At 72.3% G+C, this 15,280-nt stretch carries 14 protein-coding genes; 6 read left to right on the top strand and 8 right to left on the bottom strand.

Features of this window, described 5'->3' with window-relative positions; all coding sequences use genetic code 11:
• Positions 1-65 precede the first annotated feature (65 nt).
• Positions 66-2,294, top strand: coding sequence for an NB-ARC domain-containing protein (locus tag G3I54_RS19950; RefSeq protein WP_164616260.1), 2,229 nt, complete (start codon positions 66-68; stop codon positions 2,292-2,294).
• A gap of 116 nt (positions 2,295-2,410) precedes the next feature.
• On the top strand, positions 2,411-3,115 hold the full coding sequence (locus tag G3I54_RS19945; RefSeq protein WP_164616222.1) for a DUF2470 domain-containing protein: 705 nt from the start codon (positions 2,411-2,413) through the stop codon (positions 3,113-3,115).
• A 13-nt stretch (positions 3,116-3,128) separates the two neighbouring features.
• Here G3I54_RS19945 and G3I54_RS19940 read toward each other — a convergent pair whose 3' ends face one another.
• The 3 genes from G3I54_RS19940 to G3I54_RS19930 are packed head-to-tail and all read right to left on the bottom strand — an operon-like array spanning position 3,129 to position 5,875.
• Positions 3,129-3,854 (bottom strand): TetR/AcrR family transcriptional regulator, encoded by a 726-nt coding sequence (locus tag G3I54_RS19940; protein WP_164616221.1) that lies wholly within the window; start codon positions 3,852-3,854, stop codon positions 3,129-3,131.
• A 35-nt stretch (positions 3,855-3,889) separates the two neighbouring features.
• A complete protein-coding gene (locus G3I54_RS19935; RefSeq protein WP_164616219.1) occupies positions 3,890-4,966 on the bottom strand; it encodes a PDR/VanB family oxidoreductase in 1,077 nt (358 codons plus the stop codon).
• A gap of 3 nt (positions 4,967-4,969) precedes the next feature.
• Positions 4,970-5,875, bottom strand: a complete 906-nt coding sequence (locus tag G3I54_RS19930; RefSeq protein WP_098026377.1) for a metal-dependent hydrolase — start codon at positions 5,873-5,875, stop codon at positions 4,970-4,972.
• A 91-nt stretch (positions 5,876-5,966) separates the two neighbouring features.
• Here G3I54_RS19930 and G3I54_RS19925 point away from each other — a divergent pair, with 91 nt between their 5' ends.
• Both G3I54_RS19925 and G3I54_RS19920 read left to right on the top strand, forming a co-directional pair.
• Positions 5,967-6,719 carry a class I SAM-dependent methyltransferase gene (locus G3I54_RS19925; protein WP_164616218.1) on the top strand — a complete coding sequence of 251 codons (753 nt, stop codon included), beginning with the start codon at positions 5,967-5,969 and terminating at the stop codon, positions 6,717-6,719.
• A gap of 27 nt (positions 6,720-6,746) precedes the next feature.
• Positions 6,747-7,235, top strand: coding sequence for a hypothetical protein (locus G3I54_RS19920; RefSeq protein WP_164616217.1), 489 nt, complete (start codon positions 6,747-6,749; stop codon positions 7,233-7,235).
• A gap of 33 nt (positions 7,236-7,268) precedes the next feature.
• On the opposite strand, the gene G3I54_RS19915 is transcribed toward G3I54_RS19920, so the two are convergent.
• Together G3I54_RS19915 and G3I54_RS19910 are read right to left on the bottom strand one after the other, a co-directional pair.
• The gene (locus G3I54_RS19915) at positions 7,269-8,849 is read right to left on the bottom strand and encodes a DUF1996 domain-containing protein (protein WP_164616216.1); all 1,581 of its coding nucleotides are present in this window, start codon (positions 8,847-8,849) and stop codon (positions 7,269-7,271) included.
• Positions 8,850-8,970: 121 nt separating this feature from the next.
• A complete protein-coding gene (locus tag G3I54_RS19910) occupies positions 8,971-9,525 on the bottom strand; it encodes a carboxymuconolactone decarboxylase family protein (protein WP_164616215.1) in 555 nt (184 codons plus the stop codon).
• 32 nt (positions 9,526-9,557) lie between these two features.
• Between G3I54_RS19910 and G3I54_RS40005 the strand changes: the two genes are divergently transcribed.
• Positions 9,558-10,052, top strand: a complete 495-nt coding sequence (locus G3I54_RS40005) for a MarR family winged helix-turn-helix transcriptional regulator (RefSeq protein WP_164616214.1) — start codon at positions 9,558-9,560, stop codon at positions 10,050-10,052.
• 51 nt (positions 10,053-10,103) lie between these two features.
• Here the strand turns inward: G3I54_RS40005 and G3I54_RS19900 are convergent, their stop codons facing one another.
• Together G3I54_RS19900 and G3I54_RS19895 are read right to left on the bottom strand one after the other, a co-directional pair.
• The gene (locus G3I54_RS19900) at positions 10,104-10,751 is read right to left on the bottom strand and encodes a response regulator transcription factor (RefSeq protein WP_030806149.1); all 648 of its coding nucleotides are present in this window, start codon (positions 10,749-10,751) and stop codon (positions 10,104-10,106) included.
• The gene (locus tag G3I54_RS19895) at positions 10,736-12,004 is read right to left on the bottom strand and encodes a sensor domain-containing protein (RefSeq protein ID WP_164616213.1); all 1,269 of its coding nucleotides are present in this window, start codon (positions 12,002-12,004) and stop codon (positions 10,736-10,738) included. The genes G3I54_RS19900 and G3I54_RS19895 overlap by 16 nt, the downstream gene beginning before the upstream one ends.
• 242 nt (positions 12,005-12,246) lie before the next feature.
• Here G3I54_RS19895 and G3I54_RS19890 point away from each other — a divergent pair, with 242 nt between their 5' ends.
• Positions 12,247-14,364 carry an MMPL family transporter gene (locus G3I54_RS19890; RefSeq protein WP_203686766.1) on the top strand — a complete coding sequence of 706 codons (2,118 nt, stop codon included), beginning with the start codon at positions 12,247-12,249 and terminating at the stop codon, positions 14,362-14,364.
• Positions 14,365-14,475: 111 nt separating this feature from the next.
• Here G3I54_RS19890 and G3I54_RS19885 read toward each other — a convergent pair whose 3' ends face one another.
• Entirely contained in the window at positions 14,476-15,135 is a 660-nt protein-coding gene (locus G3I54_RS19885; RefSeq protein ID WP_164616212.1) for a winged helix-turn-helix domain-containing protein, read from the bottom strand.
• Positions 15,136-15,280 lie beyond the last annotated feature (145 nt).

Raw genomic sequence — 15,280 nt, 5'->3', positions numbered from 1 at the left:
GGGAGGCGGGGCCGGCCCGCGGCCGTCGGCCCGCCGGCGCACCCTGCCCCAGCGTGCGGACGGTGATGATGACCAAGGTGGGATACCTTCCCGAGGAGACGAGCAGCTTCGTCGGGAGGCGGGCCGAACTGGCCCGGCTGCACACCGCGTTGACCACCCGGCGGATGACCACCCTGATCGGCCCCGGCGGCGTCGGCAAGACCCGGCTCGCGCTCCGGGCGGCCCGCGCCGCCGCCGACCGTTACGCGGACGGCGCCTGGTGGGCCGACCTCTCCCCGCTCTACGACGACGGGCTGCTGCTCCCCACCGTCTCGGACGCGGTCGGCCTCGCCGACCACACCCTGCGGATGCCCGTCGAGGCGCTCTGCGAATGGCTCGGCGACAAACACCTCCTGCTGGTCCTCGACTCCGCCGAACACCTCCGCGCCCCCTGCTCCCACCTGCTGGCCGAGATCCTGACCACCTCCTCGCGCCTGACCGTCCTGGTCACCAGCAGGCAGCCGCTCGGCACCCGGGGCGAGCACGTCGTCGCGGTGGAGCCGCTCCCGGTCGACGGCGCGCCCGACGCCCTCCAGCTCTTCGCCGACCGGCTGCGTGCCGCCGACCCCGGGGCCGGTCTCGACGCACCCGGCGACGAGGCGGCCGCCGCCGAGATCTGCCGCCGCCTCGAAGGCATCCCGCTCGCCATCGAACTGGCCGCCGCGGGCATCGGCCGGCACAGCGTGGCCCAGCTCGCCGCCCGGATCGGCACCCGCTTCGACGCCCGCAGCGCCCCCTCCGGCACCCTCTTCGGCACGCCCTTCGGTACGCCCTTCGGCACGCCCGGCCGGAGCGGCGGCCTCGCCCTCGGCCCCGGTTTCGGCGCACCGGGCGCGGGCGACGGGGCCGAAGGGGCCCACGGAGCCGGCGGGGGCGACGAGGACCCGGGCCGCACGGCCCGCCTCGACCTCCTCGCCGACGCGACGGTGTGGCCCCGCCGCCACCGCACCCTGCGCACCGCCATCGGCTGGTCCCACGAGCTGTGCACCCCGCTGGAGCGTCTGCTGTGGGCCCGCCTCACCCCGCTGCGGACCGACTTCGACGCGGAGGTCGCCCGCGAGGTCTGCGCCGGGGGCCCGCTCACCGCCGACGAGGTGGGCCGGGCGCTCCAGGGCCTCGTCGCCCAGTCCGTCGTCCAGCGCGACGGCGACCGCTACCGGATGCTCGACACCCTGCGCGAGTACGGCCGGATGTGGCTCACCGAGCTGGGCGAGGCCCGCGCCGCCGCCGACCGGCACGCGGCCAGCTTCCTGGGCCTCGCCCGCCGCGCCCACGACGGCTGGACCGGGCCGGACCAGGTGTCCTGGTACCACAAGGTGTCCGACACCCACCTGGACCTGTGCGCCGCGCTGGAGCACCTGCTCGCCCACGACGTCGGCGGGGCCCAGGAGATGGCGGGCCGGGTCGGCTTCTTCTGGGCCTGCTGCGGCCACCTCTCCGAGGCCCGCGACTACGCCCGGCGCGCCCTGGACGCGGGCCCCGTCGACGGCCCCCACCGGACCAGGCTGCAATGGGTCATGGGCGTCGCGGCCCTGCTCCAGGGCGACTTCGCGACCGCCGAGAAGTACGGCGCGCTCTGCACGGCCGTCGCCCTGTACGACCGGGACGACGAGGGCATGCTCGGCGCGGCCTATCTCTCCGGCCTCACCCAGCTGATGACCGGGGAGCCCGCGGCGGCGCTGGAGGCGGCCGAGCGCGTCCTGCGGATGACCGGGAGCGTCCCGGCGGGCTCGGCCCACCGGCTGCGCTGCCACCTCGTCACCGTCTTCGCGCTCACCGCGCTCGGCCGGCTCACCGAGTCCGAGGCGGCGGCCACCGCGCTGCGCCGCGCCTGCGAACGCGGCGGCGAGTACTGGACCCGCTCCTACGCGGACTATCAGCTCGCCCTGATCGCCCTGCTCCAGGGCCGCCCGGCGGACTCCGCCGCGCACGCCCGGTCGATGCTCGCGGGCAAGCACCGGCTCCGCGACAGCTTCGGCATCGCGCTCGGCCTGGACATCCTGGCCGCCGCCATCGCCGCCCAGGGCGCGGGAGCCCAGGCCGCCCGGGTCTACGGCACCGGACACGCGTACTGGCGGATGGTCGGCCACCCCCAGCGCGGCACGCCCGAGCTTGGGCCGGTCCGCGAGACCTGCGAGCTCCAGGCGCGGGCGGCGGTCGGCGACGAGGCGTACCAGCGCGCCTTCGAGCGCGGCCAGTCCGACAACGCGGAGGTCGGTCTCGCCGCCGCGCTGCGCACCGGTCTCCAGCTCTGACCAGGCATGGAGCGTCTCTTGTGTCCCCGGACTACCCGCATCCGCCGCCTTGTGGGTAAGGTTAGGCATACCTAAGTAGCCGCTTGGGTTCCGCTGACCCTTCCTGGAGAACTCGGATGCGTCTTTCCCGCCCCCGCGCCACGCAGCCGACCCGCGCCGAGCGTGTCCGGTCGATCCTGACCGTCGCCCACTCCATGACGGTGGTCAGCGACGGCCTGCACACCGAAGTCCGCCGCCTCGACGGCACGGGCGCGATGGGCCACATCCACCTGCACGCCCCGAACGACGGCAGCCACGCGCCGAGCGGCGAACGCGTCCCGGCCCGCCTGGAGTTCACCGACATCGCCCCCACGCCCGTACGCGACCGGCTGCGCGCCCGCGTCACGGTCACCGGGCTGCTGGCCACCCCGTACAGCACCGATACGCAGGAGAGCACCTGCATGGAGTTCGGGCAGGCAGTCCTGGAGGACGCCGAGGGCCGCACCTTCGTCACCCTGGAGGAGCTGGAGGAGGTCGACACCGACCCGATCGCCGCCTGCGAGGCGGGCATGCTCACCCATCTGGTGGACGACCACGCCGAACTCGTCCCGCTGCTCCTGCGCCTCGTCCATCCCCGCCCCGAGCGCGGCATGACCCGGGCCGTTCCGCTGGCGATGGACCGCTTCGGGCTGACCCTGCGGCTCGAATACCCCCGCACCCACGAGGACGTACGGCTGCCGTTCCCCCGCCCGGTCACCGAGATCGACCAGGCGGGCCCGCAGATCCACGCCCTGCTGGCCGCCGCCCGCCGCGTCTCCCACCGCAACGGCCTGCCCGCCTGAGCGGATCGCGGCGTCAGCGCGGCAGACGCTGCGCCGGGACGGCGGGCACATCCGGGGCGAACGCGGAGAGCCGGGACAGCAGTTCACCGAACGGGCCGTCCACCGGTTCCTGGGACAGCACCCGCAGCACGATGCCCGCCATCTCCTGGTCGTACGCGGCGCTGACGGCGGCCAGCGCCGCGAAGTCGTGCACCAGCTGCATCTCCAGCTCCTCGCGCGGAATGCGCCGCCCGTCCAGCCAGATCAGCGCCGTCGACTCGGCGAGCGACACCCAGGAGCGGACCACCAGCTCGAGCCGGGCGGGTGGTTCGCTCACCCCGAGGTGCGTGATGATCTGCTCGTACGCGGCCTGCCGCACCCCGTCGATCATGGCGTTCGCCGTCGAGGAGCCGACCGCGGGCCCGCCCCGCATCAGCGCCGAGAAGCCGGGGCCGTGCTCGTCCACGAAGTCGAAGAACCGCCCCATCACCCGCAGCAGCCGCGCGCCCAGCGGCCCTTCCAGGGGCTCCAGGAAGCGGGCCGCCAGCTCGTCGGCGGCCCGCCGCAGCGCCGCCTCGTACAGGCTCTGCTTCCCGGGGAAGTAGTGGTACACCAGCGGACGGGAGATCCCCGCGGCGGCGGCGATCTCGTCGATCGACACATCCTCGGGCGAGCGGCGGCTGAACAAGTCCAGCGCGACGCCGATCAGTTGCTGTCTGCGCTCGTCGACGCCCATCCTGCGCCGCACCCCGGTCGTCATGCGAACAGCCTATCCGGGACGCGGTCGCACAGAGCCTAGAGGTCCAGGACGAGACGCCCGCCCCGGCAGCGCGAGACGCAGATCAGCATCGAGTCGCCCCGCTCGTCCTCGGTCAGCAGCTCGTCCCGGTGGTCGATCTCGCCCTCCAGCACCCGCTGTTGGCAGGTTCCGCAGAACCCCTGCTCGCAGGAGTACGCGACATGGGGCAGCTCCGCGCGGACGGCCGCCAGCACCGACTGCCCGGCCGCGACCGGCACCGTGCGCCCGGTGCGCCGCAACTCCACCTCGAACGCCTCGGAGCTCGCACCGGGTCCCGTAGCGGCCGAGAACCGCTCCAGGTGCAGCGGGTGCCCCTCGGGGAGCGCGGCGGCGACGGCCTCCATCAACGGCTCGGGCCCGCAGCAATAGACCGCGGTGCCCGGGGCCAGGTCCGCCAGCGCCCCCGCCACGTCCGGGTGCCCGGCCTCGTCCTGGGCGACGACCGTGACCCGGCCCCCGTCCGCGCCGAGCTTCTCGACCTCCTCCAGGAACGGCATCGACGCCCGCGACCGGCCCCCGTACAGCAGCCGCCACTCGGCCCCCGACGCGGCCAGCGACCGCAGCATCGGCAGGACCGGAGTGATCCCGATGCCGCCGACGACGAAGACGTAACCCGGAGCTTCGGCCAGCGGGAAACGGTTGCGCGGCCCGCGCACCTCCACCTCCAGGCCCTCCTGGAGCTGCTCGTGCACCTCCCGCGAACCGCCCCGGCCGTCCGCCACCAGCCGGGTCGCCACCGTGTACGCACCGGTGTCCGCCGGGTCGCCGCACAGCGAGTACTGCCGCACCAGACCGGACGGCAGCACCAGATCCAGATGGGCCCCCGGCTCCCAGGGCGGCAACCCGGAGCCCTCCAGCCGGAGTTGGACGACTCCGTCGGCGACCACGGTCCGCCCGGTGATCAGCAGCCGGCGGACCGCCGTCGCCCGCCGCTCGGAGTGGCCCGATATCGGCTCGGGCAGCGCGGGCAGCGGCCACAGCGGTGACCGGGCGATCCGGCGTTTCAGGGCTCGCCGGGTGAGCAGGGCGACGCCGGAGACCAGCACGACGGTACGCAGACGGGGCAGCGCCATGGTTCAGGACCCTCCGGTGGTGGCGGCCTCGGCGGCGAGGGCGGCGGGGGAGCGGGTCAGATAGTCCACGGCCTGGGCCGTACTGCCCTCCTGCGAAGGGTGGTAGGACCGGCTGAGATAGCTGGGGACGGACCGCAGGATCGCGCCCGTGCTGGGCAGCGTGCCCTGCTTGCCGCTCGCGTGGAACGCCTTGAAGCTGGCCTTGCCGTCCAGCAGCGTGGGGTCGTTCTCCATGAAGAACCGGGTGCCGCGCTGCCAGAGGAACACCAGCGCGGAGAAGGCCGCCGCCCAGGTGCGCACCCGCCGCCGGTAGCCGCCGTCCACATGCATGAAGACGTCGAAGGCCACCGACCGGTGCTCGACCTCCTCCGCCCCGTGCCAGCGCAGCAGGTCCAGCATGGTCGGGTCCGCGCCCCGGCGGTCCAGCGCCTCGGCGTTGAGGATCCAGTCGCCGAGGAACGCGGTGTAGTGCTCGATCGCCGCGATCGTCGCCACCCGCTCCATCAGCCACCACTTCGACGCCCGCCCCGGCGGCAGGGTCCGGTCCCCGAGCAGCTTCTCGAAGAACCAGTCGACCTGCGCGGTGTACGGGGTCGGGTCGAGGCCCAACTCCCGCAGATGCGGCAGCACATCGTCATGGGCCTGCGAGTGCACGGCCTCCTGCCCGATGAACCCGATGACGTCCTCGCGGAGTTGGTCGTCATGGATGTACGGGAGTATCTGCCGGTAGACGTGGATGAACCAGCGTTCCCCGGCCGGGAGCAGCAGGTGGAGCACATTGATGGTGTGCGTGGTGAACGGGTCGCCCGGCACCCAGTGCAGGGGCGTCTTCTCCCAGGCGAAGGACACCTTGCGGGCCTTGAGGGGCGTCCGCTCCGACGCGACCGCCGCTGGCTGCGTGTTAGACATGGTGTCAATGTACTGACGGGTATGCGGGGGGACCAGAGGCGTGCACGGATTTCCGTGTCGTTCCGCGAGGCCCCGCGCGATCATTGCCCGTATGACGAAACCTGTGCAGGCCCGGTCCTTCGACGCCATCGCCGCCGCCTACGACGCGCACCGCCCCAGCTACCCGCCCGCCCTGTTCGACGCGATCGAGGAGCTGGCCGGTGTGCCCCTCGACGGAGCCCGGGTCGCGGACGTCGGCGCGGGCACCGGACTGGGCACGGCCCGGCTGTACGAGCGCGGGGCCCGGGTCACCGCGGTGGAGCCGGGCGACGGGATGGCCGAGCAGTTCCGCCGGAGCCTGCCGGACGTGCCCCTGGTCCGGGGCGACGGGAACAGCCTGCCGCTGCGGACCGGGTCGATGGACCTGATCACGTACGCCCAGGCCTGGCACTGGACCGACCGCGCCCGCTCGATACCCGAGGCCCGCCGGGTGCTGCGGCCGGGCGGGGCGCTCGCCCTGTGGTGGAACGACGGCGACCCGTCGGTGGAGTGGCTGGTCGAGCAGGAGAACCGGATGCGGGTCTTCTTCGGGGTGGACATCCCGGCGGTCCCCGGCATGCGGGCCCGCTACCGTGCCGTGCTGCCCGACGGGCTCGACTTCCGGACCCGGCAGGTGACCTGGAGCCGTCGCGTACCGCTGGACGCGCATATCGCCAACATGGCCACCCACTCCGACTTCCTCATCGGCGACCCGGTGGCGGTCCGCGACTTCTTCGACCGCGAACGGGCCCTGCTGACCGCTCTGTTCCCGGACGGCGAGGTCGAGGAGGCCTATCTGGTGAGTCTTGCCGTAGCCCATCCCTGAGCCCGGATTCGGGTGCAGGATGGCCCGATGGCGACAGAACCGGAATTGCGAGGCGCACGGCGCGGCGGGGCAACTGCGGTGGTCCTGGCGGGAGTTCTGCTCCTGGCCGGGTGCAGTACGGAATCGGCCGACGACGGCAGGGGGCAGCAGCGGCCCACGCCGAAGCCGGCCGCGACGGGCACGCTGGAGCAGCTGGCGGAGAAGGCCGGCTGTGACCCGAACGTGCAGACCGACGCGGCCGAGCTCCGGCAGGCCAACTGCAGGACGGACGAAGGGCGTTACGTCCTCACCACCTTCGCCACCGACCGCGGGCAGCGGGAGTGGATCAACGAGGCCAAGGACTACGGCGGCTCGTACCTCGTCGGACGGCGGTGGGTGGCCGTCGGCGAACCGGACGTGGTCGCGGCGCTGCGCGGCCGGCTCGGGGGGACGGTGGAGACCGCCTCGCCTCACCACTCGGGGGAAAGTGGCGGAGGGGGGAGCGAGGACGGGCACTCCGGTCACCACAAGAGCTGACCGCGCAGGTTCACGGGGGCCGCACGCGCCGCGTCAGCGGCAGCGGCGGCCGTCGTTGATGCACCGCACCATCTTCTTCATCAGCCGGTCGTCGAAGACGTTGATGAAGTCGCCGTGATCGGTGATGGGCTTGTGCAGCTGCTCGGGGAACGAGTCCACGGCGAAGCCGGGCCCCGGCGGAACGTCGTAGACGATGCGCTGCACCAACTGCGGCACCGCCCGGAACCCGTTCGGGCACCGCCCGTTCTCCTGGGCGAACGCCACATGGGTGCGATGGTTGGCGCTGTCGGTGTTCTGCCCGTCCCAGCAGTTCTGGAAGGCGAACGTCCGCACCACCTGACTGCCCTCGGGGCAGATCGGGTACTTGTCCGTCAGCTGGCGGTCCTCGAATCCGGTGCAGCTCCACGAGGCGTTGGCATTGGCGTCGCCGTTGGTGAACGCCTTCGCGTCCCCGGTGATGATCCGCAGGAAGCGCGGCATCGCGGTGACCCTGCCGACGGGCGAGCCGACGAACTTCAGCGTCACCTCGGACGGCGTCTGGATCTCGCCGACGTTCTGGTCCCGGCCGCCGCCGTCGGCGTCCACGTCGTTCTCGTCCTGCCCGTTCTGCAGCCGCAGGACGGGCCAGTAGTAGGTCGACCGGTCGCCCTGGTTGCGGCAGGTGGTCGCGCCGTCCGCCAGATCGTCGTCGCTGGCGAAGGCGTCGTTGGCCTGATTGCCGATGTAATCGTGCATATGGTGCGCGCCGTTGCTCACGCCGGGCGCGACGATGACGTTGTCCGGGTTGAACTTCCCGTTCTCATTACGGCCGCAGTCGGTGGTGAAGGTGCCCCGGGACGCGCCGCGGCGCTGGCGGGGCCGGTCGGCATTGGGCTGGACGGACTGGATATCGACGAAATCGGCGGCCACGGGACCGTTGCCGCCCTGGCCCTGCCCGGGGTCTTCCCCTTGGCCGGGATCCTGGCCGCCCGGGTCCTGGCCACCGTCCTGCCCCTGTCCTCCGTCCTGCCCCTGTCCTCCGTTCTGGCCCTGACCTTGATTCTGGCCCTGGTCCCGCCCTTGGCCGTCGTCCTGACCGCCATCACCGCCACCGTTGTCACCGCCGCCGTCACCGCCGTCGCCGTTGCCCGGGCGGTTGTCGTCGGCGCGCAGGCTGCATCCGGCGAGGCTCTCCAGCCCCGCCGGCCGCTCGCCCACCCGTCCGATCGCAATGCCGATGCGGTCGAGGCTCGCGGTCCGCTTGCTGCGCAACGGGCCCAGCACGGCGTTCTCCGCCAGCCCGGGATCCTGGGCTATCTGCTCCTTCCGGTCCGCGAACTGCCGGTAGGCATCGGTGATCTGGGTATCCATCGCCGCGAGTTCGCGGTCGACCTCCCCGCGTGCCTGGTCCGGAACCTCGGGCAGCCCGTTCACGGCTTCGGGGCAGTCGATGGTGGACATCTGCCGGCCGGCGGCGTTCTGCGTCCGGGTGGGCGGAGAACCGGACGGTCCTTCTCCCGCGGAGGCGTAGACATTGACCGCGACCAGCCCACCTCCCCCCAGGATCAGGGCTGCGGAGGCGGCAATGGCCCGGTTGGCCAGTGTGGAACGTTTCTTGCGCGATGTGCGTCGCATGGGACTCCTCTGCTTCGAGGGAGAAGCGTGACGTCCCATACGCGCGAGCCCTGCGACCCGTTCAGCCCTCCGGCCGATTCGTGCGAAGCTCCAGCCGGAAAGCGGCCCGAACCACCGACTCTCAGGCGAAGGCGGCCAATGGGGCATCCACCGGGGCCGCCGTGAGCCGGTTGGCGAGGGTCGACAGGGTGTACGCGCCGATGCCCAGGACCACTTCGAGGGCGTTCTGTTCGGTGTATCCGTACGCCAGGAAGTCCCGCAGGGCCGCGTCGTCCACCGCCCCCGCCGAGGCGAGCACCTCCAGCGTGAACCGCCGTACGGCGTCCAGTCGTTCGTCCGGCAACGGGGCCCCGGAACGGTCACGGTCACGGTCGCGCAGGGCGGCGATCAGTGCCGGGTCGGCGTCCAGGGCGGTGAGTTTCGCGGTGTGCATCGCGACGCAGAGGTGGCAGTCGTTGCGGGTGGCCATCGTCATGATCAGGACTTCGCGGGAGAGCGGGTCCAGGGTGCAGGCCTCGAAGATCGCGCTGATCTTGAGGAAGCCGTCCAGCGTGTGCGGCGAGGCGGCGAGCCGGGCGATGGCGGCGGGCCGGTAGCCCAGTCGCTCCGTCACCGCCTCCATGGCGCGTCGTGATGCCGGCGGGGCGGTCTCGGGGGTGAGATCGGGAAAGGGCATGGCGAACCTTTCACGGCGCTAGGATCGACAACATGGTTGACGAAAAAAAGGTAAACCAGGTTGTCGAGTCTCGCAATGGCTTTGAACTGCCACTGCTGCTCTTCGCCGGCTTCCGCTCGATTATCGACGCCCTGCACCAGGACCTGGCCGAGCACGGACACCCCGGAACCCGGCCCGCGTACGGCTTCGCCCTCCAGGCGGTGGGCCGCGACGGCGCGGCCATCGGCGAGATCGGGCGGCGGCTCGGGGTCTCCAAGCAGGCCGCCGGGAAGACCGTCGAGAAGCTGGCGACGCTCGGTTACGTGGAGCGCGCCCCGGACCCCGCCGACGGCCGGCGCACCCTGATCCGCCTCACCCCGCACGGCGTCGACCTGCTGACCCGGTCCGCCGAGGGCTTCGACCGGCTGCGAGCGGAGTGGGCCCGGACGCTCGGCGAGGACCGGCTGGCCGCCCTGGAGCAGGACCTGCGCACGATGGCCCCCGGCGGCGCGTTCCGGCTGGACGCGGCGGGCTGGTTCACGGACTGAGCGCGGGTCCGGGCCCCACGACGCCCGGTCGCCGGGCGGAGGCGGCTCGGATCAGCCGTGGTCCAGATACGCCAGCACCGCCAGCACCCGGCGGTTGTCGTCGTCCGACGGCGGCAGGTCGAGCTTTCCGAAGATGTTCGACGTGTGCTTGGCCACCGCCCGCTCCGTGATCACCAGCTGCGCGGCGATGGCCGCGTTCGAGCGGCCCTGGGCCACCAGCTCCATCACCTCCCGCTCGCGCGGGGTGAGGCCGCCCATCGGCTTGTCCTGCGAACGGCGCGACAGCAGTTGGGAGATGACCTGCGGGTCCATCGCCGTGCCACCCGCCGCCACCCGCCGTACCGCGTCGATGAACTGGTCCGCGTCGAAGACCCGGTCCTTCAGCAGATAGCCGATGCCGCCGTTGCCGTCCGCCAGCAACTCCCGTGCGTACAGCTGCTCCACGTGCTGCGAGAGCACCAGCACCGGAAGCCCCGGCCGGGCCCGGCGGGCGGCCAAGGCGCACTGCAGGCCCTCATCCGTGTGGGACGGCGGGAGCCGGACGTCGACGACGGCGACGTCCGGCTCCAACTCGGCGAGGGCCTTGGTCAGTTCGGGCCCGGTCTCCACAGCCGCGGCGATCTCGAAGTCGTACGCCTCCAGCATGCGCACCAGGCCGTCGCGCAACAGGAAGAGATCTTCGGCTAGGACAACTCGCAAGGAATCTCCATGGTCACCATGGTGGGACCGCCCGCGGGGCTGCTGACGGCCAGTACGCCGTCGAATGTACCCAGTCGCCGTTCGATTCCGCTCAGCCCCGAGCCCGATCCGACCACCGCACCGCCCTTGCCGTCGTCCGTCACGGAGATCCGCAGCATGCCCTCCGCGTGGTGCACGTCCACGTAGATCCGTGTCGCCTCCGCGTGCTTCACCGTGTTCGTCAGGGCCTCGCTGACCGCGAAGTACGCCGCCGACTCCACCGGGGCCTCCGCCCGCCCCGGCAGCTCCACCGTCACCTCCGAGGTGACCGGCAGCCGCAGGGCCAGCGCCTTGACCGCGTCGCCGAGACCCCGCTCCGCGAGCACCGGCGGATGGATGCCCCGGACCAGGTCGCGCAGTTCGGTCAGCGCCTCCGCCGACGACTCGCGGGCCATCGCCAGCATCTTCTTCGCCTGTGCCGGGTCCTTCTCGATCAGCGCCTCGATCGTGCCCAGATTCATGCCCATCGCGACCAGCCGGGCCTGCGCCCCGTCGTGCAGATCCCGCTCGATACGGCGCAGCTCGGATGCGGCCGTGTCCACGGCCTCGTGCCGGGTGTCGGTCAGCCGCTGCACGCGCTGCTCCAACTCCTGGTCCTGAGTGGGCGCCAGCAGCGTGCGGGCCAGCACGAAGTGCAGCCGCAGCAGCGGCCTGCTCGCCCACAGCCCGACATGGAACAGCACGATCCCCAGCGCCAGCGCGGCGAGCCCGGTCAGCTGGCTGTCCACCGGCACGAACCCGTACCAGTACGGGTCGTCGCGGAACACGTGCCACAGGCCCGCCGCCAGGACGAGCCCCTCGACCGGGTAGATCATCAGGCCCGCCGCCAGGAACGCCACCACCGTGCCGGCCGTCATGTCGACCAGCAGCCACTGCAGGTCCCGCCAGGTCGCCGGGTCCTTCAGCATCAGAGAGGTGCGCTCCACCTGACCGGTGACGCCCGTCCGCAGATCCTTCGGGAACGGCCGGTACGGCACCGGAATCCGGACGTCCGACCAGGTCACCGCCCACAGCCGCCGCTGGTTGGCGTGCTTGCGGACCGCCTCCAGCACCACCGGGGTGGTGAACACCCCGATGCCCAGCAGGATGAAGGAGATCGAGACCACCGCGAGGACGAACAGGGTGATGGAACCCGCCAGACCGGCGACCGCCAGGAACAGCCCCCGCCCCGCCGCCACCATCGACGGCCGCAGCCGTCCCGAGAACACCTTCATCGTGGTCCCTCTCCCCTCACGGACCCGGGCTGTTCCCGGTCCGCAGCCAGTCTCACCCGGGCAGGACCCGCCGCGTCAGCCGGTCCGCCACCCGGAGGGGGTGTACCTGGCACCACCCCCGTATCCGCCCCCTACACCTCCGCGACCGGGGGCTTCGACGGCTGGGGCGGACCGCGCCGGATTCCTAGATTCGAAGCGTCCCGATCCACCGACGCGACGCCTACCTCTGGGGGAGAGACCACATGAGGCGCAACCTCGCCGCACGCATCGGCGTGTGGAGCACCCACCACCGCAAGACGGCCGTTCTCGGCTGGCTGCTCTTCGTCGTGCTCGCCACGGGCATCGGCGGGGCCACCGGCATGGTCGAGATGACCAACGCGGAGAACGGCGCGGGCGAATCCGCCCGCGCCGAACAGATCCTCCTCGACGCCGGACTCGACAAGTCCGCGGGCGAACTCGTCATGGTCTCCGCCCCCGCCGCCGGAGAGTGGAAGCCGGCCGCCGACGCCCTCGCCGACGCCGTACGCAAGACCGGCGAGACGCAGAACATCGCCCCGCCCGTCGTCTCGAAGAACGGCAAGGACGCGCTGATCACCTTCGAGATGAAGGGCGAGGCCGCCACCTCGTCCGACCGCGTTCAGCCCGTCCTGGACGCGGTCGCCGCCGTCGGCGAGGACCACGCGGACATCGAGATCCACCAGTTCGGCGAGGCCAGCGCGGGCAAGTGGCTGGGCGACCTGCTGGCCGAGGACTTCAAGAAGGCCGAGTTCACCGCCGTGCCCCTGGCCCTCGGCATCCTCCTCGTCGCCTTCGGCGCGGTCGTCGCCGCCCTGCTCCCGGTCGGCCTCGCGCTCACCGCGTGCATGGCCGCCTTCGGTCTCCTCTCGATCGCCAGCCACCAGCTGCACCTGTTCCAGACCACCTACTCGGTGATGTTCCTGATGGGCTTCGCCGTCGGCGTCGACTACTGCCTCTTCTACCTGCGCCGCGAACGCGACGAACGCGCCGCCGGACGCGACGCCGAGACCGCCCTGCGCATCGCCGCCGCCACCAGCGGCCGGGCCGTCCTCGTCTCCGGCCTCACCGTGATGGTCGCGATGGGCGGCATGTTCCTCTCCGGGCTCCTGCTGTTCAAGGGCTTCGCCCTCGCCACGATCATCGTCGTGTTCATCGCCATGCTCGGCTCGGTCACCGTCCTGCCCGCCCTGCTCTCCTGGCTCGGCGACCGCATCGACGCGGGCCGCGTCCCGCTGCTGAACCGCCGCGCCAAGCACGGCCAGGCCGGCAGCGGCCGCATCGTCGGCCGGGTGCTCGGTCCCGTACTCGCCCGGCCCCGCGCCTTCGCCGTCGCCGCCGTCGTCCTGCTGCTCGCCCTCGCCGCGCCCGCCCTCGGCATGAAGACCGAATCCCTCGGCCTGGAGAAGCAGTTCGGCTCCGACTCCCAGCTCTCCATCGCCCACACCCGCATCACCGACAGCTTCCCCGGCGGCCCCGCCCCCGCCCTCGTCGTGGTCACCGCGCCCGACATCACCGCCCCGAAGGTCGCCAAGGCCCTCGACGGCTTCGAGGACGTCACCGTCCACCGGGACAAGAACGTCGCCGAGATCGAGATCCCTCTGCCCGGCGGCACCGCCGACCTCACCGAACTCCGCGAGAAGACCCTGCCCGCCGCCTTCGACGGCACGGGAGCGAAGCCTCAGGTCACCGGCGAGACAGCGGGTTCCGTCGACTTCAACGACCAGCTCCGCCGCGGCATCGTCCCGGTCTTCGCCTTCATCACGGCGGTCACCTTCCTGCTGATGCTCTTCTGCTTCCGCAGCTACGTCATCGCCGTGACGTCCATCGTCCTCAACCTGCTCTCCGTGGCCGCCTCCTACGGCGTGATGACCGCCGTCTTCCAGCACGGCTGGGGCGCTTCGCTCATCGGTTCGGAGGGGGTCGGCGCGATCGAGGCGTGGATGCCGCTGTTCGTCCTCGTCGTCCTGTTCGGCCTGTCCATGGACTACCACGTCTTCGTCGTCTCCCGGATCCGCGAGGCACGCGGCGGTGGCCTGGACAACCGGGCCGCGATCGAGACCGGCATCCGCCGCACGGCCGGGGCGGTCACCGGAGCGGCGGCCATCATGGTGGCGGTGTTCGCGGTGTTCGGCACCCTGTCCATGCAGGACATGCAGCAGATGGGCGTGGGCCTCGCCGTCGCGGTGCTGCTGGACGCCACCGTCGTACGGATGGTGCTGCTGCCCTCCGTGATGCTGCTCCTGGGCGAACGCAACTGGCGTACCCCGCGCGGCCTTTCACGGCTGCCGAGCCTGGAGCACGACGAGCCGGCCGAGCCGGTGCGCGACACCGTACGGGTCTGAGGACGCGCCGGTACGAGAGCCACGACGGGGAACACGGGGCGGCCCCGGACCACGGTGAGGAGGAACCGTGGTCCGGGGCCGCCGGACGTACTGTGCGGTGCGACCGGGCCGTCAGGGCGTGTACTTGTACCCGACCCGGCGGACCGTCTGGATCGAACGGCGGTACTCCGCACCGAGCTTGCGGCGCAGCCGGGCGACATGGACGTCGACGGTGCGCCCGTCGCCCACATGCCCGTAGCCCCAGACCGTCGTCACCAGCTGGTCACGGGTGTGCACCCGGTGCGGGTGCGCCACCAGATGGGCCAGCAGCTCGAACTCCAGGTACGTGAGGTCGAGGGCGACGCCGTCGACCGAGGCCGTACGCCGGGTGGCGTCGATCCGGACCGGACCGGCGGGCGCCTTCTCGTCGGCGGCCGGGTCGGGCGCCGGCTGCTGGGGGAACGGCGAGCCGCCCGCCCGGTGCTGGGAGGCGGCGACCGCCCCCGCGAGCGCGGGCTGCTGATCGGCCGGCACGAGCACCAGGTAACCGATCATCGGCGGCTGGCCCGGCAGCGCGGGCAGGGTGTGCGGCGGAGCCGGCAGCCAGGTGGCCCCGGGCGGGAGGAAGCCCGCCACGTCGGCCGGGGCCGCGACCTCGTCGCGGTCGACCGCGCGCAGCCGGTGCCGGTTCGGGTGGGCGGGGAGGGAGCGGGCGGTGGGGTGGGCCGCAGCGGGCGCCGGGGACGCCGCGGTGGCGGCGGACGCGGCGGAGAAAGTACGAGTGTTCGCCATGAGGGGTCAGCTCTTTCGCGCGAGGAGTCGTCAGGGACGGACTTGCGTCGTGCGCGCGGACCGAAGGCCGGGGTGAGCGGCTTTAGTGGGCCTGCGCGTTCCACGCGCGGCAACACACCCGGTCGAAATCATGGTGCTGACGGGA

It is taken from the genome of Streptomyces sp. SID14515 (assembly GCF_010548505.1).
GTDB lineage: Bacteria > Actinomycetota > Actinomycetes > Streptomycetales > Streptomycetaceae > Streptomyces > Streptomyces caviscabies.
Note: the sequence above shows the minus strand (reverse complement) of the source record. Positions and strands in the feature narration are given on the sequence as shown.